This window comes from Paenibacillus sp. A3M_27_13 (genome assembly GCF_024213315.1).
In the GTDB taxonomy this organism is placed as follows: Bacteria; Bacillota; Bacilli; order Paenibacillales; family Paenibacillaceae; genus Paenibacillus; species Paenibacillus polymyxa_B.
The window spans coordinates 111,922-134,845 of sequence record NZ_JANAVE010000002.1; the positions used below are offsets into that span (position 1 = coordinate 111,922).

Annotated in this window: 25 protein-coding genes and 1 other annotated feature; of the genes, 12 read left to right on the plus strand and 13 right to left on the minus strand. The window is 43.7% G+C overall.

Annotated features, from left to right (window positions below):
• Positions 1-64: 64 nt before the first annotated feature.
• On the minus strand, positions 65-967 hold the full coding sequence (locus tag NLX82_RS07130) for a DMT family transporter (RefSeq protein WP_028543190.1): 903 nt from the start codon (positions 965-967) through the stop codon (positions 65-67).
• A 155-nt stretch (positions 968-1,122) separates the two neighbouring features.
• Between NLX82_RS07130 and NLX82_RS07135 the strand changes: the two genes are divergently transcribed.
• Positions 1,123-1,983 carry a TrmB family transcriptional regulator gene (locus tag NLX82_RS07135; RefSeq protein ID WP_023987321.1) on the plus strand — a complete coding sequence of 287 codons (861 nt, stop codon included), beginning with the start codon at positions 1,123-1,125 and terminating at the stop codon, positions 1,981-1,983.
• A gap of 86 nt (positions 1,984-2,069) precedes the next feature.
• Here NLX82_RS07135 and NLX82_RS07140 read toward each other — a convergent pair whose 3' ends face one another.
• Complete coding sequence (locus NLX82_RS07140) at positions 2,070-3,692, minus strand: DUF1593 domain-containing protein (protein ID WP_075153843.1); 1,623 nt, start codon at positions 3,690-3,692, stop codon at positions 2,070-2,072.
• Positions 3,693-3,929: 237 nt separating this feature from the next.
• The gene (locus NLX82_RS07145) at positions 3,930-5,012 is read right to left on the minus strand and encodes a bifunctional 3-deoxy-7-phosphoheptulonate synthase/chorismate mutase (RefSeq protein ID WP_013309063.1); all 1,083 of its coding nucleotides are present in this window, start codon (positions 5,010-5,012) and stop codon (positions 3,930-3,932) included.
• Between the two features lie 87 nt (positions 5,013-5,099).
• Positions 5,100-5,371 (minus strand) — a binding site (T-box leader).
• A gap of 161 nt (positions 5,372-5,532) precedes the next feature.
• Here NLX82_RS07145 and NLX82_RS07150 point away from each other — a divergent pair.
• From NLX82_RS07150 to NLX82_RS07160, 3 genes are read left to right on the plus strand one after another with little or no spacing between them, the layout of a single operon-like run.
• Positions 5,533-6,393 (plus strand): carbon-nitrogen hydrolase family protein, encoded by an 861-nt coding sequence (locus NLX82_RS07150; protein WP_028543188.1) that lies wholly within the window; start codon positions 5,533-5,535, stop codon positions 6,391-6,393.
• A gap of 16 nt (positions 6,394-6,409) precedes the next feature.
• The gene (locus tag NLX82_RS07155) at positions 6,410-7,081 is read left to right on the plus strand and encodes a GNAT family N-acetyltransferase (protein WP_023987324.1); all 672 of its coding nucleotides are present in this window, start codon (positions 6,410-6,412) and stop codon (positions 7,079-7,081) included.
• 24 nt (positions 7,082-7,105) lie between these two features.
• A complete protein-coding gene (locus tag NLX82_RS07160; protein ID WP_028543187.1) occupies positions 7,106-7,777 on the plus strand; it encodes a hypothetical protein in 672 nt (223 codons plus the stop codon).
• Between the two features lie 89 nt (positions 7,778-7,866).
• Here the strand turns inward: NLX82_RS07160 and NLX82_RS07165 are convergent, their stop codons facing one another.
• The gene (locus NLX82_RS07165) at positions 7,867-8,046 is read right to left on the minus strand and encodes a hypothetical protein (protein ID WP_028543186.1); all 180 of its coding nucleotides are present in this window, start codon (positions 8,044-8,046) and stop codon (positions 7,867-7,869) included.
• Between the two features lie 91 nt (positions 8,047-8,137).
• Positions 8,138-8,398: a hypothetical protein gene (locus tag NLX82_RS07170; RefSeq protein WP_069079713.1), complete on the minus strand. Its 261-nt coding sequence runs from the start codon at positions 8,396-8,398 to the stop codon at positions 8,138-8,140.
• 183 nt (positions 8,399-8,581) lie between these two features.
• Here NLX82_RS07170 and NLX82_RS07175 point away from each other — a divergent pair, with 183 nt between their 5' ends.
• Together NLX82_RS07175 and NLX82_RS07180 are read left to right on the plus strand one after the other, a co-directional pair.
• Entirely contained in the window at positions 8,582-8,869 is a 288-nt protein-coding gene (locus NLX82_RS07175) for a hypothetical protein (RefSeq protein ID WP_023987328.1), read from the plus strand.
• A 132-nt stretch (positions 8,870-9,001) separates the two neighbouring features.
• The gene (locus NLX82_RS07180) at positions 9,002-10,891 is read left to right on the plus strand and encodes a sensor histidine kinase (RefSeq protein ID WP_023987329.1); all 1,890 of its coding nucleotides are present in this window, start codon (positions 9,002-9,004) and stop codon (positions 10,889-10,891) included.
• Positions 10,892-10,990: 99 nt separating this feature from the next.
• Here NLX82_RS07180 and NLX82_RS07185 read toward each other — a convergent pair whose 3' ends face one another.
• The 4 genes from NLX82_RS07185 to NLX82_RS07200 form a co-directional block, all read right to left on the minus strand.
• On the minus strand, positions 10,991-11,227 hold the full coding sequence (locus NLX82_RS07185) for an NHLP leader peptide family RiPP precursor (RefSeq protein ID WP_013309068.1): 237 nt from the start codon (positions 11,225-11,227) through the stop codon (positions 10,991-10,993).
• A gap of 75 nt (positions 11,228-11,302) precedes the next feature.
• Positions 11,303-12,238, minus strand: a complete 936-nt coding sequence (locus tag NLX82_RS07190; RefSeq protein WP_254347674.1) for a hypothetical protein — start codon at positions 12,236-12,238, stop codon at positions 11,303-11,305.
• Between the two features lie 177 nt (positions 12,239-12,415).
• Entirely contained in the window at positions 12,416-13,489 is a 1,074-nt protein-coding gene (locus tag NLX82_RS07195; RefSeq protein ID WP_071559093.1) for a polysaccharide deacetylase family protein, read from the minus strand.
• 82 nt (positions 13,490-13,571) lie between these two features.
• The gene (locus NLX82_RS07200; RefSeq protein WP_483312058.1) at positions 13,572-13,757 is read right to left on the minus strand and encodes a hypothetical protein; all 186 of its coding nucleotides are present in this window, start codon (positions 13,755-13,757) and stop codon (positions 13,572-13,574) included.
• Positions 13,758-14,205: 448 nt separating this feature from the next.
• Here NLX82_RS07200 and NLX82_RS07205 point away from each other — a divergent pair, with 448 nt between their 5' ends.
• Complete coding sequence (locus NLX82_RS07205; RefSeq protein WP_025723192.1) at positions 14,206-14,718, plus strand: hypothetical protein; 513 nt, start codon at positions 14,206-14,208, stop codon at positions 14,716-14,718.
• 56 nt (positions 14,719-14,774) lie between these two features.
• Here the strand turns inward: NLX82_RS07205 and NLX82_RS07210 are convergent, their stop codons facing one another.
• From NLX82_RS07210 to NLX82_RS07220, 3 genes are all read right to left on the minus strand, one after another.
• The gene (locus NLX82_RS07210) at positions 14,775-15,653 is read right to left on the minus strand and encodes a (Fe-S)-binding protein (RefSeq protein ID WP_254347675.1); all 879 of its coding nucleotides are present in this window, start codon (positions 15,651-15,653) and stop codon (positions 14,775-14,777) included.
• A gap of 167 nt (positions 15,654-15,820) precedes the next feature.
• Positions 15,821-16,276: a MarR family winged helix-turn-helix transcriptional regulator gene (locus NLX82_RS07215; RefSeq protein ID WP_075153849.1), complete on the minus strand. Its 456-nt coding sequence runs from the start codon at positions 16,274-16,276 to the stop codon at positions 15,821-15,823.
• A 213-nt stretch (positions 16,277-16,489) separates the two neighbouring features.
• Entirely contained in the window at positions 16,490-16,936 is a 447-nt protein-coding gene (locus NLX82_RS07220; protein ID WP_226887788.1) for an AbrB/MazE/SpoVT family DNA-binding domain-containing protein, read from the minus strand.
• A 198-nt stretch (positions 16,937-17,134) separates the two neighbouring features.
• On the opposite strand from NLX82_RS07220, the gene NLX82_RS07225 reads away from it, so the two are divergent.
• The 4 genes from NLX82_RS07225 (at position 17,135) to NLX82_RS07240 (ending at position 20,256) form a co-directional block, all read left to right on the plus strand.
• A complete protein-coding gene (locus NLX82_RS07225; protein WP_075153851.1) occupies positions 17,135-18,535 on the plus strand; it encodes a helix-turn-helix domain-containing protein in 1,401 nt (466 codons plus the stop codon).
• A gap of 226 nt (positions 18,536-18,761) precedes the next feature.
• Positions 18,762-18,947, plus strand: a complete 186-nt coding sequence (locus NLX82_RS07230; protein ID WP_025723187.1) for an aspartyl-phosphate phosphatase Spo0E family protein — start codon at positions 18,762-18,764, stop codon at positions 18,945-18,947.
• A gap of 266 nt (positions 18,948-19,213) precedes the next feature.
• The gene (locus tag NLX82_RS07235) at positions 19,214-19,453 is read left to right on the plus strand and encodes a hypothetical protein (protein WP_053324794.1); all 240 of its coding nucleotides are present in this window, start codon (positions 19,214-19,216) and stop codon (positions 19,451-19,453) included.
• A 338-nt stretch (positions 19,454-19,791) separates the two neighbouring features.
• The gene (locus tag NLX82_RS07240; protein WP_075153852.1) at positions 19,792-20,256 is read left to right on the plus strand and encodes a copper amine oxidase N-terminal domain-containing protein; all 465 of its coding nucleotides are present in this window, start codon (positions 19,792-19,794) and stop codon (positions 20,254-20,256) included.
• 205 nt (positions 20,257-20,461) lie between these two features.
• On the opposite strand, the gene NLX82_RS07245 is transcribed toward NLX82_RS07240, so the two are convergent.
• Positions 20,462-21,688: an acyltransferase gene (locus tag NLX82_RS07245; RefSeq protein WP_075153853.1), complete on the minus strand. Its 1,227-nt coding sequence runs from the start codon at positions 21,686-21,688 to the stop codon at positions 20,462-20,464.
• Positions 21,689-21,906: 218 nt separating this feature from the next.
• Here NLX82_RS07245 and NLX82_RS07250 point away from each other — a divergent pair, with 218 nt between their 5' ends.
• Positions 21,907-22,914 carry a substrate-binding domain-containing protein gene (locus NLX82_RS07250; protein ID WP_075153854.1) on the plus strand — a complete coding sequence of 336 codons (1,008 nt, stop codon included), beginning with the start codon at positions 21,907-21,909 and terminating at the stop codon, positions 22,912-22,914.
• Positions 22,915-22,924 lie beyond the last annotated feature (10 nt).

The following is a 22,924-nucleotide window of genomic DNA, read 5'->3' on the forward strand; positions in this document are numbered from 1 at the left end:
AGCGCTAATACCTATAACAACGATGCTTATCTTAACTTTTATAACTAGTGTGCAATCTATCATTTTAGGTACGGTTCGTTTGATGAGCACTCAGTAGGACACCTATAATGACGACCAAACCACCAATGATTTGGCGCCATGTAATCGTTTCTTGCAAAAGTAACACAGAAAATAAGACTCCAAATATCGGAACCAAATTCATCAGAGAAACGGAACTGCTCGGTGACAGCTTGATTAATCCGTAATTGTAAAGCAAAAATGCGATAACGGAGCAGAATACGCCCAAATATACTAACAACATAAACGATCCTGTTGTCGGAGCCTGCCAACTATCCTTTTCTAATAGAGCCAACGGTATAAAAAAGATACTCCCTGCAACAGTTTGATAAAAAGATAACGTCACAGGCGGATATTTGTCCACTACCTTGCGCGTCATGAAAGTGTAAAACGCCCACGCAAAACCCGTTCCAATCAATATTAAATTTCCGATTAGTTGATTCTTATTAGCCGAACTTTCGCCAACTGAAGTCAAGAAATATACCCCGATCATGGCTAGTGCTATGCCGCAAATTTTATATTTGGATATTTTCACTTTATACAAAATAAGTTCAAGCAGCGATGTAATTGCGGGATATGATGCAACAATTAATGCTGCGTTGGAAGCGGTAGTCAAGCTAACCCCTATATTCTCCATTGAAAAATAGAGAGTGATTCCCAAAACACCACTAAACGAAATCGTAGCCAAATCTTTTGGCTTTACTTTGATATGTTCTTTTTTAATCAGCAAAACGATACCTAGCACAACGGAAGCTATAATAAATCTGGATAGACCCAAGGTAAGAGGGGGGAACGTCGTGTAGGCTGCTTTGGTGGCAATAAACGATGTACTCCAGATCAATAGGGCCAGAATCGTAGAACCGTAGTAAATCCGGCTGCTTTCGCTGTGATGAGCTATGACTTTGTTCAAGTTAAATCCTCCCTGAGGTAATTTCCTGTGAAATGATAATAGTAGCTACTAAAGTGACTACTATAAAAACGTTACTAAAAAGATAGTGTGTATATCAGTTTTTGTCAAGGGGAAGTGATATAGTAAGGATGAACACGAATTGAGGAGAAGACGTCATGAAACCAAAACCAAATATATTAGAAATTCTACGGGATTTGAATTTTAGTGAATATGAAGCCAAGGCTTATGTGACCTTATTGGAAAGCTCTCCACTTTCGGGATACGCCGTTTCATTGAATTCCGGGGTACCGAGATCCAAAATTTACGAGGTTTTGTCTGGAATGGTCAACCGTGGGGATATCATGGTCAGTCAAGAAAATACGCCTCTGTATGTGCCGCTCCCGCCACATGAATTGATTGCCCAGAGAAAACGCAAAGCAGAGCAGATTTTCAATGTGGCGCAAGAGAGTTTGGAGCAGTACACAGCATCATTTCAAAATAGAGAGAATATTTGGAATATTTCGGGGTATGAAGCCATTATCAATCGCATAAATGAAGGGGTAAAGGGAGCAAAACACCGAATTTTATTGGAAATTTGGAAAGAGGATGCCGAGGTGTTCCGAGATGCCTTAGAGCAAGTCGCTCAACAAGGAATTGAAGTGATCATTGTAGCGTATGGGGAGCTTAATTTTGATTTCGCTACTGTTTACCGCCATGATATGAGTGAGGAGATTACGTCTGAAATTGGTGGTCGGTGGATTGTACTTAGCGTAGACGACCGGGAGGTCGTAGCTGGCATACTTTCACTTGGTGATGACAGCCGCGCTGCATGGACGTTGCATCCGGGTCTGGTGATGCCGATTACAGAAGTGATTATTCATGATATTTATATCATGGAGATCCTATATGAGTTCCGTGAACAATTAGAGGCGAAATTCGGCCCTAATCTAATTCATCTTCGCAATAAATTTGCTATGGGTCCGAATGGCAAAGGATATTATGTTCCTTTGACTGAAAAAAGCATTAAACGTGTATAGAGATTGTCTGAGTTCCGATGTGCAAAAATAAACAGGCCCATGGAGTGTTATTCCATGAGCCTAATTTTATTGGATGTTGTGTTCAATTATTTTACGGTTACAATCACACGTTGATAATGCTTTAAAGGATGTTTTCCATTGTCCTGTACTTCTGCAATGATATGAAGCGTATTCCCTGACTTAGCATCTGCAGGAACTGTGAAACTAACTGCATTCGTATCACTACCTTGCAAGTCAATCGTGTTTACTTTCTCGCCTTTAGCTACTTCTCGATGAAGCCCAAGCTGCATTTTCCCCAGCAATTCAGGTTTAACTTGTGCTGGTTTTACTTTAGAATCCTCATACGTGTCTGCTTCAAAATATCTCCACCATTTATAGGTCAATTGATTACCGTCGGGATCTGAACCTTCTGCATGCAGGGTTATTTTCTCCCCTGGACTAGCGGTTAGGTCTAATCCTTCTTTAATGGTCAACGTTGGATTGTGGTTGGCATCTTTGTAGTCGGATGCAATAGCCCAATCTGCACGAGCAGCAAAGTCATTTTGAATATCATCAAACCAACGCATCAGAGAATACTCTGCTTCGAATTTTTTCGTATGCACATCATAATCTAACACGGTATTTCTAAATAATTTATCGTTAACGACACCGAAACGACCTCCCCAGCCACCATAGGTTGGGTTTTCCATACTCCGCAATCCGTTATCAATTAAATAGAAGAAGGATGGAGAATCACCTTCAGAAATAAAGTCATACTTGTCGTATTGTGGATTTTTCTTTAAGTAGGCTTCACTGCCTCTTTGTTCTTCATCCAACTCGCCTTTGATGATATTGCCATCGCCCATCAAGGCATACATATTGAGCAACTTGCCATGACCATCTTTAATATTTTTGAAGTTCCATTCCCCGTGCAACTTGCTGTTTACTTCTTCTGTGTGCATTTTCCAAGCATAAGCGAAATGCCAGAAGTTAGATTGATCATTGATAATTCTGATGTCAGGCCAATTTTTAGCGATGTAATTATTGTAGCTATCGTCCTGGTCCAGAATGATGTACAGTACGAGTTTATCACTTACTTTTTTTCGAATCGTTTCCCATTGATCTGTATTTTTATATTCGTCTTCAATGGACTTTAAAGCTCTGGCCGTGGTATTGGTTCCACCCCAAGTTTGTACGTACAAATCTCTTTTGTCATCGTCCAGGAAAAGTGTTTTAAGGAAATTGGAGCCTTCCGTTTCTTTGTCCATTTCACCTTTATTTGAAATGTTACCTATTTTGGTAACGCTCTTGATATATTCAGGCTTTGGATATCCCTCGGCATGTTTGATTAAGTTGGGATAAATCTCTCCGTAGGCATCAATCATGTCCGTTACCCATTGTGTTCCGGTCCATCTAAATGGCTTGATGCCAGCCTTTTCATCACCTGCATAATGATATACAGAGCTAGTCAGTACAATCCCCGACAAATCCATTTCATTGGAGTAAAGAAGAAAGCGAATGACAGAGTTCATATCATCTACTTCTCCATCGGTAGTGATTACCGTTCTGGCCTTGGTTGCTTTATTTTCTACTTTATTTTCCGTTTGTTTTTCTGTTGGAGCAGCGCTTTCATCCTTCACAACGGCGGGAGCCTTACTACTACAGCCACTGATGATCAAAATACAAATCATGGCTAATAAAAAAATGCTTAACCCTTTTCTTTCTCTCATTTCTGTTCCCCTCTCTGAACGTTCCTATGATGTTTTTTTTAGGATTATAACCATGTAGGTATTCTTTTTATTCAAGAATTAGGCATAAAAAAAACCTAAACATATATATGCCTCAACAAAAGTCGAGCATACATACATTTAGGTTTTGCCTGCATGATCAGTCACAATCCTGATTCAATTTTACATCATTGTCCGAGAAAATGAAAGCGGTTTATGAATCCCGGCATAAAATTAGTTTTACGCTTTGAATAAACCGGATTCTTTGACTTCAGACAGGAAGTTGTGGAACTCAGGAATGTTCAGCTGTTGCTGAGCATCGGACAAAGCGACTGCTGGGTTTGGATGGACTTCCACCATGATACCGTCGGCTCCAGCAGCCAAGGCAGCTTTGGCGCAAGGAGCCAGGATGTCCTTACGTCCTGTGGAGTGAGTCACGTCCACCAATACAGGCAGATGGCTTTCCTTTTTCAAAATCGGAACAGCGGAAATATCCAGCGTGTTACGCGTCCATTTTTCGTACGTACGGATACCGCGTTCAATCAGCATGACTTGCGTGTTACCACGGGAAACGATGTATTCAGCAGCATGAAGGAACTCTTCCATTGTGGCAGCCAGTCCGCGTTTGAGCAGAACCGGAGTTCTGGTTTCACCCGCAGCTTTGAGCAATTCAAAGTTGTGCATGTTGCGCGCACCAATTTGAATAATGTCGATGTATTGGATCGCTTCCTCCAAATGTCTTGGATCGACGATTTCACTGATTGTAGCCAGCCCGAACTCGTCGCCTACACGTTTGAGAATTTGCAGTCCTTCCACGCCCAGCCCTTGGAAATCATACGGGGACGTACGTGGTTTGAACGCACCACCACGCAGAATCGGCACACCGGCTTCCTTGAGAGCCGCACCTACTTCGCGAGTTTGCTGGTAGCTTTCGACCGAGCAGGGACCTGCGACCATAATGGAGGCTTTGCCGCCCACCAGCGTATCTTTAACCTTGATAACTGTGCTATCCGGTTGATTTTTGCGGCTGACGATCAGATGTTTTTTGTGTTCTTCTTTTTGATAGTTCAAAGAAGCCTTGAAAATATTTTTGAACAGCTGGCGAATCGTAGCATCGTCAAAAGGCCCACGGTTAGCCGCGATCAGCTTGTCCAGCATTTGTTGCTCACGTACCGGATCAAAGTCAGGTACCCCTTGAGCTTCCTTCAATTTTCCAAGTTGTCCCGCCAGTTCAGCGCGTTGGGACAGCAACTCCAGCAATTGCAAATTTGTAGCATCGAGCTGTTCACGCAGCAGCTCCAAAGAATTTTCATTTGTAGACATACAGTACACCCTTCCCAAATTTAAATTTGTTTTTTCTGTCAGCCCATGGACTTTTCTTGCAGAAAATAACACAAAAAGGCACTCGTCGCAAGGGACGAATGCCGTGGTACCACCCTAATTACAGAAGTATACATACGAATCGTCAACGTCGTTCAGTCGACGGCAGTAACTTCTGAGCTTGATGCCCGTAACGGGGGCTTCCGGAAACCTCTACTGCGGACAAAGGAATGAATCCTTCTGTCGGTTCAAGGCTCGACTCGGGAGTGAATTTCAACGCGGGATTGCGGTACGCTCTCAGCAATTCGTACCTTTCTGTGGGAATCCGTTAGACGTTTACTTGTCTCCGTCACTGTCTTTGTTCATGGTATTCAAAAGATTTGACCTTATTTTAAACAAAGTAGGTGCAGAAGGCAAGCCCTGATTATCAGGTTCAGTTTTCGCACCGTTTTGAATCGGTTATAATGTGAACAGCAACGGGACCCCCTTGCAATCTAAAAGACGTGATGTCCGAGGAGGAATTATGAGCAAAATCAGAGTATCGGCGGTTCAATATCATCTGCATACGATTGACTCATTCGAGCAATTTGCCCTGCAATCGGAACATTATATCAAAACAGCGGAGGAATTTGGCGCGGAATTTGTTCTGTTTCCTGAGTTTTTTACGACCCAGCTTATGTCGATTGGTGATAGTGAAGGCAAAGCTCTGACGATCAACTACCTGCCGGATTTTACGGACCGGTACCTTGAATTATTCACTTCGTTCGCACGTCGAACCGGGATGCATATTATCGGTGGCACTCATGTAGTTAGGAGAAACGAACGTTTATATAATACGGCACATTTGTTTTACCCGGACGGGCGTGTGGCCACTCAGGACAAAATTCACATTACACCGACAGAGGTGCATGAATGGAATATGGCTCCCGGTGAGGGGCTGAATGTGTTTGAGACGTCCAAGGGCACCATAGCGATGCTGACCTGCTATGATATTGAATTTCCCGAAATCGTTCGCATGGCGAAGGCCAAGGGAGCAGATATTATTTTCTGTCCTTCCTGTACGGACGATCGTCACGGATTTTACCGGGTACGATATACAAGCCACGCCAGAGCGGTTGAAAATCAGGTGTATGTCGTTTTAACGGGAACTGTCGGCGCTTTGCCTACGGTTGATTTTATGCGTGCCAATTATGGACAAGCCGCAGTCATTACACCCAATGACATTCCTTTTCCGCCACGCGGCATTATGGTGGAGGGTGAACTGAACAACGATATGATTGTGACAGCAGATCTCGATTTGCAGCTGTTGTACGATGTGCGCGAGCGGGGCTCGGTTACAACCTGGCGTGACCGTAGAACAGATTTATACACAGACTGGAGCTAATGAAAGGAAATAAGCCATGTATCGCAAAGAATGGTTCATCTTTGACGGCGATCGGCCGCTACGGGCGGTGATTCGTAATTATTCTACAGCCGATTATGAGGGATTGCTGCGTATTCAGCAGGAGAGCTTCCCCCCACCTTATCCGCAGGAGCTGTTATGGAGCCGGGAGCAGATTGCCAGCCAGACAGAGCATTTTGCAGATGGAGCGCTGTGTGTGGAAATTGAGGGGGAACTGGCGGGTTCGGTAACCAGCCTACTGATGCATTATAACCCCGAACATCCCCAGCATACATGGGAGGAAGTAGCAGATGACGGTTATATTCGTACGCACTGTGAGGACGGCAAGGCGCTGTATGTGATTGATTTGGCGGTACGTCCTGCTTACCGCAGATTGGGTCTGGGCAAATGGCTGATTTTTTCCTTATATCATCTTGTGATTGAACGGAGACTGGATCGTTTGCTGGGCGCGGGGCGTATGCCTAGTTATCAGCATCATGCCGACCAATTGAGCGCAGAAGCGTATGTGGATGCCGTAGTGTCTGGTGAGCTGAAGGACCCGGTATTAACTTTTCTGCTTCGTTGCGGACGGGTGCCTGTTTGTATCCTGCCGAATTATTTGGATGATGAACAATCGCGTAATTATGCTGCCCTCATGGAATGGCGAAATCCGTTTCATACCCATCACTAATTGTAGAGGAGCGTGTCCTATCCTATGGAATATCATCGCATTACTCATATTGAAGACCCCTTGTTTGCGAGCATGCATCAGCTAATGCAGGAAGTATTTCCACCAGAGGAAGTGCTGGAGTACAGTCTGTGGAAGGAACCGCTGGAAGACCCGGGTATTCGTGTCTTTGTTGCGGTACAGGATGATAAGGTAGTTGGTGCAACAGAGTATCGTTATTATGAGGACTTTAATGTAGCTATGACAGATTTTACGATCATCGGACAACCGGGACTGGGCATTGGACGTTTTCTTTGGACACGACGCCAGAATGACTTGCACGCGCTTGCTCAGGCCAGCGGACAGCAGTTACAGGGGATGTTTGCTGAAATCTATGACCCTTACCGTGGCAACGAGCATCCCTTTGGTGGTGTCAAGCCAATGGACCCGTACGTGCGACGTGAGGTGCTATCTCATCTGGGCTATAAGCGTTTGGATCTGGACTACGTACATCCGTCCTGGAATAACGATGGTGTAGCAGTAGAAGGGCTGAATTTAGGCTTTATGCCTGAGGATGATAGCGTGGAAGAAGTGAGCGCCAAATTGGTGGCAGCTTTCATACGTCGGTACTATACAGTATTGCCGAACAAGCCTGCTGTCTGGAACGAAATGGTAGATGGATTGGAAGCTAAATCGACAGTAGCATTGCTGCCATTGTAAACATATGAAGTACAAAAAGGGTGCACTCAAGCCATGTATCATCTGCGTGGCTTAGGTTGCACCCTTTTTGCATTCTCTAATTGACCCTTTCATTTTCCTTGATCCCTGGGTTCGGGCTTCGCAGATGCGACTCCTCGTGGGTTATCTTCGGCCGAAATATCATCTGTAGTTGTCTTGTCCGCGGTCCTACGTTCGTCTGCTTCCACAGGATTCAAGGTTTTGTAGCGCTTATACTCCATATCGGCCTGAGACATCGGATCTTTATACATAGGAGATCAGTCAACTCCTTTCTGTTATACACTTCATTACCCGCACAGCAGAATGGGTAACCGTTTTCTTTCACCCGATAAAATGAAGTGGTTAATCCAGCATATCGTCGCTGTCCAGTTGCTCTTCTTCGTCTCCATCCGTACCGTTCAGCAAATCGGTACCATGCAGGAATTCAGCAGGAGCAGAAGGATCGACAGGACTGTTCGGTGTCAGTTCATCGGCATCTGGGACGTCCTCCAGAGGAGTATCCGGCCCTTCCGTAAGATTCTCCCAGTTGGTTTCTGCATTTTGCAGAGAAGGCTCAAAATCATTGTCATGTAGCTCAGTAGTTCGATCATCACGATTGACCATGTTGCTCAGCTCCTTTACTTTTTGTTGCTTATTCCGACCTTACCCAAACAGAAGAACGGCTAAACCTTGAGTTAGTGTGTCTGTAGGAAGTTAAAATCATGCGAATAGGGATATGCCCATTCTCAATTAGCGTTTTTTTGGTAACTGCTGTGATATGATAAAGAAGATAGGGAGGGATATGAATTGGAATGGTACATGTTTGGTCCGATGATTAGTCGTATCCGAGTAGGTCAAAAGGCATCTACCCCGGGATTTTCCCGCACCCTCATTCGGCGCCCGGAAGGCTTATACTGGACAGATGGCGGACAAGCGGGAAAAATAGTAGAAATACGCGATTATTTATTTTCCGATATTTGGACGATCTATGAAGATGAAGATTGTGAACCATGGTTGGGGCTTAGAGAGCAGAAAGAGCGGCGCGAACAGGAAATGATCATTAATCAATATGAAGATTTTACAAAAAATGAGTAAAAAGAACATGATACCCTTCTTATGAAGAAGGTATGCACATCATCGTATAGAATAATATAATTTCAGGACGTAAAAAATGTTAAAACGTATACAAACTTGTAAATCCTACTATGTAACTTTGAGGTGCTTAACATGAGGCATGTGCCCAAAGCTGTCGCCACCCTGCTAGCGGTCATTGTGTTGCTGTTGTCGCTGGGCCACTCCGCCTATGCGGCCAAAATGACCCCGGAAAGGGATTATAAAATACCCTCCTGGGATATGAGATGGGGAGCGGTAGACGAGGATGGCTCTTTAGATGAGGTAAAGGATCGCAGCAAGATCTGGATGCATATTGAAGATGATACACAACTGCTTAGGCAGCCCGGTAATATAGGCTCCGCCTGGATTCGTATTAAGTTACCTTCGTTAAATGATGAAACGCCAGCGGTACTTTTTGAAAATATTTATGGCAGGCATATTACGCTGTATAAAGATGGGACCAATTTTTACGAATCCTACCGTGGGTACAATTATGAGAATAATCGTATTCTGATTCCGCTGAAGCCGGAAGACAGCGGTAAAACATTATACATATGGACGGAAAGCAGTAAGAATAGACTGGGCATTATCGGCAATGTGATGACCGGTGATTATCGTGATTTATTGGGAACCTTGGTCAGAATGGATGTTTTAGATATTGTACTGGGCAGTACGTTTATCTTTATCGCCCTGGTATTACTGATCTGCTCGTTTTTTCTGTTCCGTCCGAGTATGGCCATGTGGCTGTCCCTAAGTGCGATTGTATTGTCTATTGGTCTGATGATCGTAACGTATTCACCATTCTTGTATACATTCTATCGCGGCTATGGCAAGCTGTACTTACAACTTTTTGATGTGGCACTATTTATTCTGCTACCTTCATTAGCCTACTTTTTTGAGCAAAATATCAATTCGATTATACTGATTCGCAAATTCAGAAAGGTGTTAACCGCCTACTCTTTGTTCTGCTTTACCATGATGATTGTTAATTTAGGAGCACAGGAGCGGTTGAACGATATATATTATTTTTTTAGTGTAGTCATCCTGGGTATATTACTCGTCGCCTTAATGATACTGCTGGTATTTGCTTCGGTTCGCATGGCACTTAAGGGTGATCACGAAGCGATCATTTTATCGACAGGCTTTGCATTTTTTGCAGTCATCTCTATCGGGGAACTGAGCTGGTTCTTCATTCTAGACGGACACTACAATATGTTTTTGTGGAAATGGGGCGTGTTCGGTTTTGTACTGGCGTTGATCGCGATTTTGGGCAGAAGACTGGCAGAAAAGCACAAGCAGGTGGTTCGGTATTCCAGAGAACTGGAGATGTTCAATAATGAGCTTCAACGTTCGGAGAAAATGGAGATTATTAGCGATCTGGCTGCATCTGTAGCTCATGAGGTACGTAATCCCCTTCAGGTTACACGTGGATTTCTTCAGTTGATGAGCAAGCAGGAGGATGGTAAAAACAAAGACTATCTACATATCGCTCTGGAGGAGCTGGATCGAGCGTCCGCGATTATTACTGATTTTTTGACTTTTGCCAAGCCAGAGTTTGACCAAACCAAAACGTTGACCATATTGGACGAATTCAAACATATTGAAGGAATCATCAGTCCAATGGCTAATTTGCAAGGTGGAAAAATTTCACTGGATATTCCCCAGGAAATCAAAGTACGCGGGAATTCCTCCAAGTTCAAGCAGGCGTTCATCAATATTATCAAAAACAGCATTGAAGCGCTGCGAGACCAGGGTCATATTCATATATGGGCTTATGTGGACAACGGAGAAGCTGTCATTCATATTCGGGATAATGGTGAAGGGATGGATGCTCAGACTTTATCCAGACTAGGTGAGCCTTATTTCTCGAATAAGACAAAAGGCACGGGTTTGGGGATGATGGTGACTTTTCGGATTATTGAAACGATGAATGGAAAAATAACTTTTACAAGTGCAAAAGGGGTGGGAACGGAAGCGACCATCCGCTTCCCCGTAGCCGGATAATATCCGGCTTTTTTGCATTCGGAGAAAACGGAGGGAAGCTTGCTGAGCCCACCCACATGAGATTAAGGAATATAGATTAAATAAGCATTAACAACCAATTTACCACATCGAGCGAGGTTTCTGGGATGCAGCGAGTACACCGGAGGGGTCTGGAGGAATTACCAGAAAAAACTGATCAGGCGTTTCCTCTAACGTTTTGATTTGGATATGATCGGGGATCACGACTCCTAACACATCACGAATTGCAGATTTGGGATCTGTCATCAGTTTCTCTCTGAAACTGGCATCCTCCCAAGCTTTTTGAATGACTTGTGTTTGAAGAACTTCAGTAGCCATCAAAAATCACCCTCTCATTCAATTGGTTATATTTACCTAGTCAGTATACCACGAAAGACTCAGAAAAATCTAGCATTATTTCATATTTTTGGAGATCCAGTAATCAAGTCCGCCTCTTCTCAAATGCGAGCGTCCGCCTTCAATTTCCGCCGCCACTTCGCCCAGCTCCGCTGCGATAGAATGTGCAAAGCTACGTAGGCCGTGGATAGAAGGCTCCAGGGTCTCTAACTGTTGGACTGCTTGATCGGCAATGTTCACATAGTTGGCGAGCGCACCGCGTACATAAATCGCTTCCTGAATCTGTTTGGGTCCCAATCCTTCACAGTAAGCCGTCTTCTGCTCGGCACTGATATGGGACAAAAGACAGTTATAGCTATGTTCGACCAAATCTTCTGACCAATCCGCCCAATCATCCGACATTTGAAGCACGAGTAGCGCCAAGTCCGTCATATCTGTAATGATCTGGATCAGATCGGCACGGCCTGCAAGCAGTAAAGCACCCGTTCCGGCCATTTTTAATGGGCTTGCTTTCAGCGCGACCTTATTTCTTTCCCCTTGAAAATAGTCCTCTGTTCCTTCGGATATCACACTAACGGCCCATTCATCAATATACGTTCGGGCATATGACCAAAAAGGAGAGGTTGCCGGAAAAAGGTCCCGATATACGCTTAGACACTCGGTATAGAATAGCTGGCTTAACGCGAGTTGCGTTTTACGGTTGTCTGCTGCTGTGTCCATCACATCATCTTGAATTAAATAGTGAGCCATGACGAACACGTTGCCAAGTGACAGCTTGCGGCATGTTTCGGGGGGGAGTCCAGTGAGTTCTTGCAGCCAAAATGGAAGCAAATAGCATATGTAATTACGCGTGCTGTCTTCCCTCAACGGATTAAAACGCGCCAGATAGTCCAAACCCTCTTGCTGAAAGGGAGCTGGAAACGTGGACGTCCGTTCCTCCGCTTGACGAAATACTTTTTCCAATTCGTCTTTGTATGCAAAATACCATTCCATCGCTATCACCTGCATCTCTTATGAATATTTTTATAGCGATTTCTAGTTGTTAACCGCCATTATACAACAGATTGCAATTTTCAAGATTTTGTTATTTTTACATTGAGAATGTTGTAAAAAGGATATCGACAAAAATCCCGGCTGGGAAGATCCCGCCGGGATTTTGTTTTTTTAAAATTAGATGATCTCTAAATAGTCAATATAAGCATCCCATGTCCCATCATCGGCTGTTACAACAAGCTCAATCTCTTGATTTCCGGTTCCATGGCTGACATTGTTTAAAGTATAGACCGCAGGACTGCTCCCGCCGAAATAGAAGGTACCCTTCGTTTGTCCACCAATTTTCAAGTCAACTTTGGCCATGTTGGAATTATTTGAAGCACCACGGAGTGAAAAACTATGGGTGCCACTGGTAAAATTCTGTGTGAATTTCACTGAATCATTGTTGGAGTATAAAGCCACTCCGTTGAACGGCGAGCTGATATTTGAAGTGTACTGACCGCCTTTGGTCATATTCTCTGCTTCCACTTTTGTGCCTTTGTTTGGCGGCGTTTCGCCGTTTCCGCCATCAGGCGCTACCGCCTGGCCATTGCTTGGTGAGATCATACCAGAGCAAAGGTTACGGTTTTTGAGGTTCTGTGCAATTTGTGGAATAGCTTGGAGTGTAGTCTGGTACTGATCATGCATCAGGATCACATCGCCGTTTTTAAGTTTGCCCGCAGCAGCTACGATCTGTGCGGTGGAGGCGCCGTTCCAGTCTTGGGAGTCAACGTTCCACAATACTTCGGTAAGACCGTTTTGGGTCTCAATGGATTTGAGGGTTGCGTTGGTCTCGCCATACGGAGGACGGAATAACTTTGGTACCGTGCCAGTAATGGACTGTATCGTTTGCTGCGTGCGTGTAATTTCCGATGACATCTGCGATGTGTTCAGTTGTGTCATATGCGGATGTGACCATGAATGGTTACCGATCCACATGCCTGCTGCTTGCTGGTCACGTACAAGCGAAGGATTATTCTGCACGTTTTGTCCAAGATTAAAGAGCGTCGCCCGTAAACCGTTTTGCTTCAAAGCACTAAGCAGCGCTTTGGTGTTAGAGGGATTGGGACCATCGTCGAAGGTTAACGCTACATAACCGCTCGAGCAATCAGCCGCAAGCGCCTGGTTGCTCGAGATCACCAGCGAGCCTGTGAATAAAGACAAGGTGATTGACATAATCGCCGTCCATTTTCCTGCTTTAGCTATAAACATGGATCTACCTCCTAGCTATTTTAATATAGTATGGATGTTCCGATACTCCGAACCGATTCAACTCTTTACTAGATTTGAAATTTTAGTCGATCTCCAAATAGTCAATATAATCATCCCATGTCCCGTCATCGGCTGTTACAACGAGCTCGATCTCTTGGTTTCTGGTGCCATTATTGCCGCCAATCGTAATTGTATTACTAGTTACATTGGCACTCCGACTGCTTTGGTATCCCTCTACAGTAAGTAAAACTTCATACATCTTGTCCATGTCTTCCCACTTTTTGAAGTGCTCGCTGATCGATATGGTTTTGCTCGTGCGTTTGGATGTCCATAAAAATAACCTTATTTTTTTGTTTCATTGGACTTTCCTCCTGAGCCTCACTATGATGCAGTGCATTCTGTAGTAGCTTGATGCAACATGTCTTTCCAAAAATCAAATTGTAAACGTTTACAATTTGATTTTATCATATTTTCCTTAATATATAACTTGAAAAATTTCAAGTTATATTGTAGAAAGTATAGTTATTCATTCTTGCTCACTCTACAGGATAGGGTTCCCAAGGAGCGCGTGTAGATCGAAGGTTGGGTGTAATTGTGATAGCAATGTTCATAATTTCTTTTTCCCGTCTTATGGTTACTTAACAGGCGAAAATATGAATAAAAATAGCGGGAAAAGAAAATATTATTTTAAAAAGGATGAAAGAAGGGTCTGCAACATGAAAAAACAATGGAAATTGACCGCTGCTATTCTGTATGGAGGAGTGATGATGTATGGCACTGCGGGTGCAGCTGGAGCTTCCGGGACGGAACCGAGTAATTCGTTGCAAACTCTCACTCCCAACGACTCTATCCAAGGGGCAGCCCGCCAATGGAATGCTGAACCACAGGACGACCACGGGCATGGGCATGTTCACAGACATAGACACGGCAAACGGCCTGGCGGCTTGAATCACCATCTCAACGAGAAAGTAGCCAAGCTGCTGGGCATCACTCCTGTCCAATTAGAGAAAGAACTGGGACAAGGGAAGTCATTGGCCGAGGTTGCTAAAAGCAAAGGCATCCAAGAAGACCAGCTCATTGATAAATTGAAGAATGAAATGACCGTGGATTTGAAACGGCTTGTGAACCGTAAAGGCCCGATTACATTCGATCGTAAGTCCGGGGCTTCGAATGAAGCTCAATTAAAACATGAGGCAGGGACGCCCTCAACCTCGACTAACGAAAACTAAATGTATCTTTTTGCACTAAAAAACCTTGAGAATGGCGGTCCTCAAGGTTTCCATATTCACCGGGCGGTCCGCATCGGATTCCTGCTCTCGCAGGGCACCTTGGTCTGGCACAGTCCGCAGCCGGCACCTGATTTGGCCTCGCCGCCGTTTAGAACCGCAAAGTCCCGTGATGCTTGGCCGTACACAAATTTCATGCAGGCAATCTTGTCATGTCCGCCTTCCTTGCTGATGGCTTGCACAGGGCAGCGGGTAATGCACACACCGCAGATGCCCTTGCTACACAGCAGGCAGTTTCCGGTATGGCCTGTGACTTTTGATGCTCTGGCATCAGGCGGCACCTTGAGATCGGTCACCACGGACAGCAGGCGGATGGCAATTCCTTTTTCGGTGATGAAGCCGTCGTTGATACTGAAGGTGCCAAGACCCGCAGCATATGCAATGTGGCGCTCCGACCAGTTGGAGATCGGCCCCCCTGTGGCACCATAGATGCTGTACCAATCCGTATCCAGCGGTGCAACTGCACGGTAACCAAGGCCTGTTAAGTATCCCGCCAAATGCCGCCTTGCAGACTGTACAAAATATTCATCGCCAAAGGTCCGCAGCAGCGCCCATTCCCTTGAGGCTCTATCTTTTTGCGCCCGATTAGCCTTGCGGATCGTCTCGCTGATCGGCAGCACAACGCTGATAACGGTACCTCCATCAAAACTCCCCATTCCAAAGGAACGTTCAAATGCTTCCTGCGGCGTGGAGTGGTCGGGCCCGACCACTCTTTTGTACTCCTCAAACAAAGGATCATTGCCCGCGGCAAATTGAATAATCGGCTCCTCGTAATAAGGACTCTGTAGTTCTTCACAAACATTGCCTTTGTCTTCGCTCACATAGGTTTTCATCTCGGCTGCGATGATTTCTCTCATATCCGGTACGGATTCAACCATCCTATCCACATCCCTCTCCGTGGTTATTGTTCACAGCAAAGCTTCCTTTCAGAAGTCTTGTGGCGGGCTAACATATATTACTGACCTGCCTTGATACCGCGAAACATTTCTTTTTTTCGTGTATATACACGAATTGAGCAACACTTCATGTATGAGTGGGCGGCTAATCACAAACCCAAATGTTCAATTTTGGATAAGAGTGAGGTCAGTATCTGCAGATTCCCGTTTCCCAATGATTCCTGCAAAAAACGTTGCGCCTCCTCCCAAAGCTCGGCTGCGTCGTTGTATACCGTTCTTCCACTCTCCGTCAGAGTAAGGCAGCGGTTGCGACTGCCCTCAGCAGATGTATCCTCCACATATCCGCTATGCTCCAGCGCCTTCAAATTGCGCACAATCGTTGTCCGGTCGAGCCGCATCTCCAGCGCCAATTCGCTTACACTTGCCGGTCCCAGCGCAGTTAAGTGCTTGAGAAGCGAGAATTGGCTAATATTGAGTCCGCTCGGGGCCAGATACCGGTCATACAGTCCCGTAACAGCCATCGAGGAACGGCGCAGATTAATGCAGGTACAAACTGAGGCTGATTGCTCCTGCGGAGATTTCTTATTCTTTTCTGTCGTTTTCATAAGTTCTCCATTCGTGTACTGTTTCGTGTATCTACACTATCTCAAAAATAACAGGTTTTGTCAGAGATGTTTGTCACAGCAGTCAGCTTTGTCGGTCTATCATGATTTATCCCCTGTAGTCCTTCCTAATAATGAAAAGTTTAAATAACCAGTCGCACGAAATCAACCAGCGACTGGTTATTTAGCTTTGCTAGAATATGAGTCGTGCGATACCTATAATAGCTTTTTAAGCTGGGAAATACGGCCTTGGGATACGCCAAGCCATTCAGCATATTCACCTTGCTTGGCTGCTGGATGCTCACGCATAAGTCTTCTTAGCTTTTCAACCAAATGTTGTGAAGGCGACCGATGTGCTCGTTTTTCTTTGTATGGTTCCTTAACAACAGGAACAGGTATTTGACTTACACCTATATTTCCCTTCAGATCGTTTATGCATTTTTTACATAAAAATGAATCCCTGAAATAGCTTAAATCATGAACCGAATAACATAAGTGACAGCAGACTCCAATATACTTCCGCATACTCAATAATCCTGTTTCAACATCTAAATAAAATTCTAAAGACTCACCAGCTTGAATACCCATAGAGGTTCGCAACTCCTTAGGGATAACAATCCGGCCTAACGTATCCAAGGGACGTGTCATACCTGTATTTTTCAAATGATCCTCTCCTTCCATTGTCCAACATCCAATGATCTCCTAATAAAAATATAAAAATCAATAAAGTAAAAGCATTTATGTTTGTTCCAAAAGATGGTATTATCGTGAAGGAAAATCTATAATTATACTATTAGTTTCCAAACTATATTGTTTATTGAAATTGAAATTCTATGAAAATGCTGAAAGGGTGGTTTATCCATGGAAATCACACCTACGATACAGGCAGAAATTCAAACCTATTTGAAACGAAAAGGCTTAACGATGACCAAGTTTGGTCACACGATTGATTTGAATGTAGGTACAGTTAGTAGCATTGTGACCGGTAACCGATCTATTTCTGTTCACCAACTGGATAGTATTACTGCGGGAATGAATTTACCACCGGATTATTTTTACGAGCGTTATATTGAAGAATGTATTGAAGAATCTCCGCTCAACTGGAAAAAAATCAGCCCTTTCCTATACCGATGCATTGAGCTAGGACGACTGGATTGCTTGCAGCGAGTTGTAATTCTGTTATTGGATAACCCTAATTATCCGCCATCGCTCTTTGAAGTCGCCGAAAATGTATACAAAGACGGTTATAATGAAGCAGCGGCTTACCTTTACAAAAAGGTGGCTGAAAGTGAGAAGCAGCAGCATTCAGAGCGATTGGCGGTCTGCCAGTATCGTTTGTTCCAAATCAATATTGGACAAGATAGAGCTGTAAATCTTCAGGCTGCCATTGAATTTGCCCCTTTTGTTGATCGTTTAGACGAGATAGAGCAATTAGATGCATTAAAAGATTTAGCGAACGTGTATAGGTCATTAAGTATGTGGGACAAGGTGTATGAATTTGCATTTCAAATGGGTCAATTAGGACAGATCCAATATAATTTGGTTCATAACTCCAAGCGAAAAGGAACAGAGCCACGAAAAAAGCTAAGTAGGCCGCTGTTTGTATACATAGCTTACGCCGAACTGATGTGTGCTAATGCTTATGATGCAAAAGGAGAACATGAACAGGCATTAGAACATCTTCGCGGTTATTCCGATCTAAGCTGGGTTAAGGAAAATGATCCAGATACACTCCATTGGTTAAGTAAATTTGAGCAATGGGCAAAAATTAATACCTGTGTTAACAAGCTTATGTCTGGAGATATTAGCGTGCTACCAGATTACGTTGACCATATATCAGGAGAACAACATATATTTGCGGAACTTTTAAACGTTATAGAAGTAGCTAATCGGTACAATATCGACATTGATCATATTCTTCAGAACTTTAAGCCCCAAATATCAGCTTATCGAAATCAAGCATATACGAGTACATTAACAGAGCAGCAAGTTATACTCGAAGAAACTGCACGATTCTGGTATAAGTTAGCTAAATACAACCTATTTAAACAAAGATATCTTTCAGGATTTGAATGCTTAATAGAAGCTTTGAAAAAAGCTGGTATAATTAACCATGTACTACTTATTTCTAATTGTGCAGGCTTATTTCTCCGTTTCAGTGAGTATGCTGCTCCTGAAATGCAGGCACAATTTTATTCTGCTTATGAGGAGGTGTGGGAAAAAAATGATCAAGAAGATGGCTTTAGTTTTGGCAACAACTAGCTGTTTACTGGTATTCGCACTACCAGTTCCAACTGGAATCCCAAGCTCTAACACAATCCAAGTCCAAGGACATGTTGGCACGGCTTAATCAATTTTTGAGTATTTTTCACGGACCAGCTTATTGCTGGTCTCTTTTTGTATTATTTTGTAATTTTTTGGTTCAAAAAAGATTATGACGTATTTGTACATCCCTCCTTAAAATGAGATTCATTAGGAGGTATGCAGGATGAACAGGTATGAAACAGTAACGTTAATTCAACAGATGGAACACGCCAGACAACATTTGCATGATCTTTACGAAGAGTATGGCTTCGGACATGCTTGTGTACTTGAGCAGTCTATGCTTTTGGATGAACTGATTAATCAGTACAACCGTATGTTTCAGACCAAGAAGCTGCCTCACTATGTTTAGAGCTAGATCATTAACAACGACGATGTTATGTTCGGTTCATTCCCCCTTCTTTTTATGCAAAACTATGACTTCTCCCGCGTAATGTTTATTATTATTCTATATAATGACTTATTTTAAAATAAAATACATATTCATGTCATAAAATGTTAATCATTTTTTTGAGGGGACGGCATACTAAGGCAACAAAAAAAAGCAGAGCTCAATAAGCGAGCATTGCAGTTTGAGGATAATATACACATATTAAGAGACTTTTATGGCAGGTATACATGAGTGAGTTTTATTATTATGTTGAAGAAAAGAAGATTGCTCTTTCTATTCTACTCATGACCATTTCCATTCCGAGCTTGGCCGCAAATGCTCAAGGACAAGAACCTTCGTCGAATGAATTTAACCAGTACATTAAAGATGCTATTGAGCAAGAAATTCAAGTGAATGAGGGAGATGACAATGGTTACAAAGTATTTTATTATGCTGGCAAATCGGATGAACCTTACATTAACTATTAGAGACAAATTAACTATTCTAATATCTATGTAGTCAAATTTAATGGTTTGGGTACGACTGGTAGATCGGTTAAAAGAGTTACTGCAATTGCCATGAATAATGCTGGTTCCCCTAATACATCCTTTTCATACGGATTTAACTCGCCAGCTATTTGGAACAATATGAGATTCCTAATTAATAATAGTGCTGGAACCAAGTACCCCGAAAATGTTACCAATTTGAGTGATGATGTTTGGAATCATGGTGGACGAATTGATTATGTCAAGGATTCAAATCATGTAGAGAAGTATACTTTTTACAAACAATGAATGTAATTCGATTAGAAAAGGATTGATGCGTTATGTTAAAAAAAGCAGTTAACACATTACTTTTTTCCTTAATCTTCTTTTTGACAGTAGATCAGGCCAAAGCAGCTCTTCCTAAATACTTGTATAATCTTGTGATTAAAGTCAACAATGTTGAGGTTACATCCGATGCTAATCCTTATATTGAAAGAGCGACGAATACTACTTATGTTCCCATTAGATTTGTATCAGAAAATCTAGGTGAAACTGTAAACTGGAACAGAGAAAAGCAAGAGGTTACAATCCGTTCGGAAGATGGTAAGACAGTGCGCTTGACAATTGGAAGCAAAGTTGCTTATGTGAACGAACAGCAGAAAATACTGCCTAGCGCTCCTGTAATGCCGATATCTCCTAACCGTGTCATGGTGCCACTCAGATTTGTTTCCGAAGTTATGGGTGCTACTGTAGACAGTAGTAAGAAAGATGAGACTCTGTACGTAAATATCACCAAGGCTAATTAATCATTCCGTCTTCTTATTGAGTTGATAGATAGGATGTTTCTAGTTGAGGCCTCAATAATATCAAATGGTAAACGCATTAGTCTGGAATTCTTGTTGTATAAAAGCTTTAGGTAATATGATAATTGTTTTTAATTTAGTTTAAAAAAGGACATTCCCGGAATGAATCGGGAGTGTCCTTTTTTAGTGCTGTAGCATCTTTTTTCTATTAGCCAAGCTCCTGCGTGCTTTTGGAAGCACGTTTGGAGGAAAGGAACTGGAAACGAAACGAGTGCCAGTTCAACCGCTGTCTGCCTTTAGAGCCAACAATCCAGTTGCCGCCAGGCAGATGGGCAAACAGCCAGCTTATGCCCAGAGAAACACTTGCCACGACGATAAACGTAATGAGCGTAGCTGTAAAATGATGATCGCCCAGTGCAAGCGGGCGGGTGTAGTAGGATATGAAGGCCAGTACGAGCGCATGGGCCAGATATCCTCCAAAAGAATAACGTCCGATCCAGTTCAGCATACGGCGAAACGGCTCGGATCGCGTATCTTTTTGCAAATGGAGCAGCAGTCCGTACAATAAAAGCAACTGCGACACGATTAGAACAAAGGTGCTTGGCTTCAAATAGGTGGAAATATTAAGATTGATCGTATCGCCCGACTGGATCAGCATCGTGTGACCCATGAGCATGAACAAACCAATAAAGACAAATACATTCCACGGCAACGTCTGCTTGGCCAGTCCACGCCAGGTGTCTGTCATGTAAGCACATACTGCGCCCAGCATAAAATAGAAAAAGTACATGACAAAGTTGTAGGTGCGATAATCCAGCAGAGTCTGCCAAAAGGACGGCAACCCAGTGCTCCATGCCGACATGTCATAGTAGGACCATTGTAACAGCAAAGCATAAACCACAGCGGCAATCAGCATAATAGCCAAAACAAGCTGTTTGCGTCTTTTCGCGCTGTAACGACGTAGAAACGCTTGAACCTGGCCGGCTGCTTTTGAAAATAAAGGAAACAAAATATAAAACTGAAAGATCATCACTACAAACCATAGATGATATCCGCTGACGGGGATGATCATTTCCTCGAACATACCTTTGTAAAAATAAATATTTCCCCACTGCGCCGTTGACCAGTTTTGAGTGCATACCCAATAAATAACAGTCCAGCAAAGGAAAGGAACATAAATATCTCGAAACCGCCTGCCAATATAGCGAGGATAGCCAATCGGTTTGTTGCCGTTATAAAAAAGTAGCGCCGCAGACAGGAAAACGAACGTCGGTGTGCCAAAACGTGTCAAATGATACAGCATCGCGAGCATAACAGAATCTGGCTGTTGGATGTCGCTGCGATAAATATATTCGCCAATGCAATGCTGAAGCACGACAGCGAGGTAGGCAAGGCCCCGTAGTTCTGTCCACTCCGCGATACGCGGCTTGCTCATCCATATCACTCCTTTTCCTCAAGATACGCACATGTTTTCCCTAGCACAATTGTAGGTATTGTAACGTAGAAACATTAGTGCAGGATTAACGCCACCTGAAAGTAAGAAGAGTGAAGTAGTTCCAATTTGATATGATTGCGTTTACAATCTAAGTAAAACCAGAATAAATTAAAGTGAATTTATAACTTAAGGATACACACAGGAAGAGGAGAGGAAGGATGAAAAAAACGCTGCTGGTATATATGCTGTTGATTGCGGCCTTTGCTCTCTATGTGTTCAGGTATGAACAATCTGGCCCGTTGAATGGCACTTGGGAGGATAAGGGGCTACGAGGCAGCATTGGAGAAACCTATATGATGATTACCTTCCAGTCTGGTTTGGAGTATTGGAAAAGCGGGCTTAAGGGCTTCGAGGATGCCGGGGATGCGCTGGGGGTGACTGTGGAGTATCGGGGAGCAACCCGTTATGATGCGCAGGAGCAGACGACCGTTATTGAGCAGGCGATTGCTCGTAAGCCCGCAGGGATTGCCATATCAGCGATTGATCCTCACTCCCTGATTCCGGTGATTAATAAGGCGCTGGATGCGGGCATTCCTGTAGTACTGTTTGATGCCGGAGCGCCGGGGAGTCGTGCGTATTCCTTTTTGGGCACGGATAATTATAAGGCGGGCGTGACTGCTGCAGATAAAATGGCAGAGCTGTTGGGACGAGAAGGCCAAGTCGCTGTTCTGACACTACCTGGACAGCAAAATCATGAAGAACGCTCGCGTGGCTTTCGCGATACCATTCAACGGCAGTATCCTGCGATGAAGGTGGTGGAAGTCGCAGATGGCCGTGCAGACGCGATGGTCTCCCGGGATGAGTCGCAAAGGCTGATGAAAGCTTATCCGAAACTGGCGGGCATTTTTGTGACCGATGCAACGGGAGGAACAGGTGTGGGTGAAGCGGTACTGAGCCAAAAAAACAGCCATCCACTGAAAATCATTTCTTTTGATACGAATAAAGCGACACTGGATATGATTCGTGGTGGGACAATCTCGGCAACGATTGCCCAGGGAACATGGAATATGGGCTATTGGTCGCTTCAATATCTGTTCCATCTGCATCATCATTTAACGATTCCTGCACCTTCTTCCTCTGGAGACAACACTCCGCTGCCCGTGCGGGTAGATACTGGGATTTCCGTGGTCACCCGGGCGAATGTAGATGATTATTATGCGAAATAAATTTTGGAAG

Coding starts and splice junctions, on each gene's coding strand:
- NLX82_RS07135 (WP_023987321.1), top strand. CDS start 1,123: ATGAAACCAAAACCAAATATATTAGAAATTCTACGGGATTTGAATTTT.
- NLX82_RS07140 (WP_075153843.1), bottom strand. CDS start 3,692: ATGAGAGAAAGAAAAGGGTTAAGCATTTTTTTATTAGCCATGATTTGT.
- NLX82_RS07145 (WP_013309063.1), bottom strand. CDS start 5,012: ATGTCTACAAATGAAAATTCTTTGGAGCTGCTGCGTGAACAGCTCGAT.
- NLX82_RS07150 (WP_028543188.1), top strand. CDS start 5,533: ATGAGCAAAATCAGAGTATCGGCGGTTCAATATCATCTGCATACGATT.
- NLX82_RS07155 (WP_023987324.1), top strand. CDS start 6,410: ATGTATCGCAAAGAATGGTTCATCTTTGACGGCGATCGGCCGCTACGG.
- NLX82_RS07160 (WP_028543187.1), top strand. CDS start 7,106: ATGGAATATCATCGCATTACTCATATTGAAGACCCCTTGTTTGCGAGC.
- NLX82_RS07165 (WP_028543186.1), bottom strand. CDS start 8,046: ATGTATAAAGATCCGATGTCTCAGGCCGATATGGAGTATAAGCGCTAC.
- NLX82_RS07170 (WP_069079713.1), bottom strand. CDS start 8,398: ATGGTCAATCGTGATGATCGAACTACTGAGCTACATGACAATGATTTT.
- NLX82_RS07180 (WP_023987329.1), top strand. CDS start 9,002: ATGAGGCATGTGCCCAAAGCTGTCGCCACCCTGCTAGCGGTCATTGTG.
- NLX82_RS07185 (WP_013309068.1), bottom strand. CDS start 11,227: ATGGCTACTGAAGTTCTTCAAACACAAGTCATTCAAAAAGCTTGGGAG.
- NLX82_RS07190 (WP_254347674.1), bottom strand. CDS start 12,238: ATGGAATGGTATTTTGCATACAAAGACGAATTGGAAAAAGTATTTCGT.
- NLX82_RS07195 (WP_071559093.1), bottom strand. CDS start 13,489: ATGTTTATAGCTAAAGCAGGAAAATGGACGGCGATTATGTCAATCACC.
- NLX82_RS07200 (WP_483312058.1), bottom strand. CDS start 13,757: ATGGACAAGATGTATGAAGTTTTACTTACTGTAGAGGGATACCAAAGC.
- NLX82_RS07205 (WP_025723192.1), top strand. CDS start 14,206: ATGAAAAAACAATGGAAATTGACCGCTGCTATTCTGTATGGAGGAGTG.
- NLX82_RS07210 (WP_254347675.1), bottom strand. CDS start 15,653: ATGGTTGAATCCGTACCGGATATGAGAGAAATCATCGCAGCCGAGATG.
- NLX82_RS07215 (WP_075153849.1), bottom strand. CDS start 16,276: ATGAAAACGACAGAAAAGAATAAGAAATCTCCGCAGGAGCAATCAGCC.
- NLX82_RS07225 (WP_075153851.1), top strand. CDS start 17,135: ATGGAAATCACACCTACGATACAGGCAGAAATTCAAACCTATTTGAAA.
- NLX82_RS07230 (WP_025723187.1), top strand. CDS start 18,762: ATGAACAGGTATGAAACAGTAACGTTAATTCAACAGATGGAACACGCC.
- NLX82_RS07235 (WP_053324794.1), top strand. CDS start 19,214: ATGAGTGAGTTTTATTATTATGTTGAAGAAAAGAAGATTGCTCTTTCT.
- NLX82_RS07240 (WP_075153852.1), top strand. CDS start 19,792: ATGTTAAAAAAAGCAGTTAACACATTACTTTTTTCCTTAATCTTCTTT.
- NLX82_RS07245 (WP_075153853.1), bottom strand. CDS start 21,688: ATGAGCAAGCCGCGTATCGCGGAGTGGACAGAACTACGGGGCCTTGCC.
- NLX82_RS07250 (WP_075153854.1), top strand. CDS start 21,907: ATGAAAAAAACGCTGCTGGTATATATGCTGTTGATTGCGGCCTTTGCT.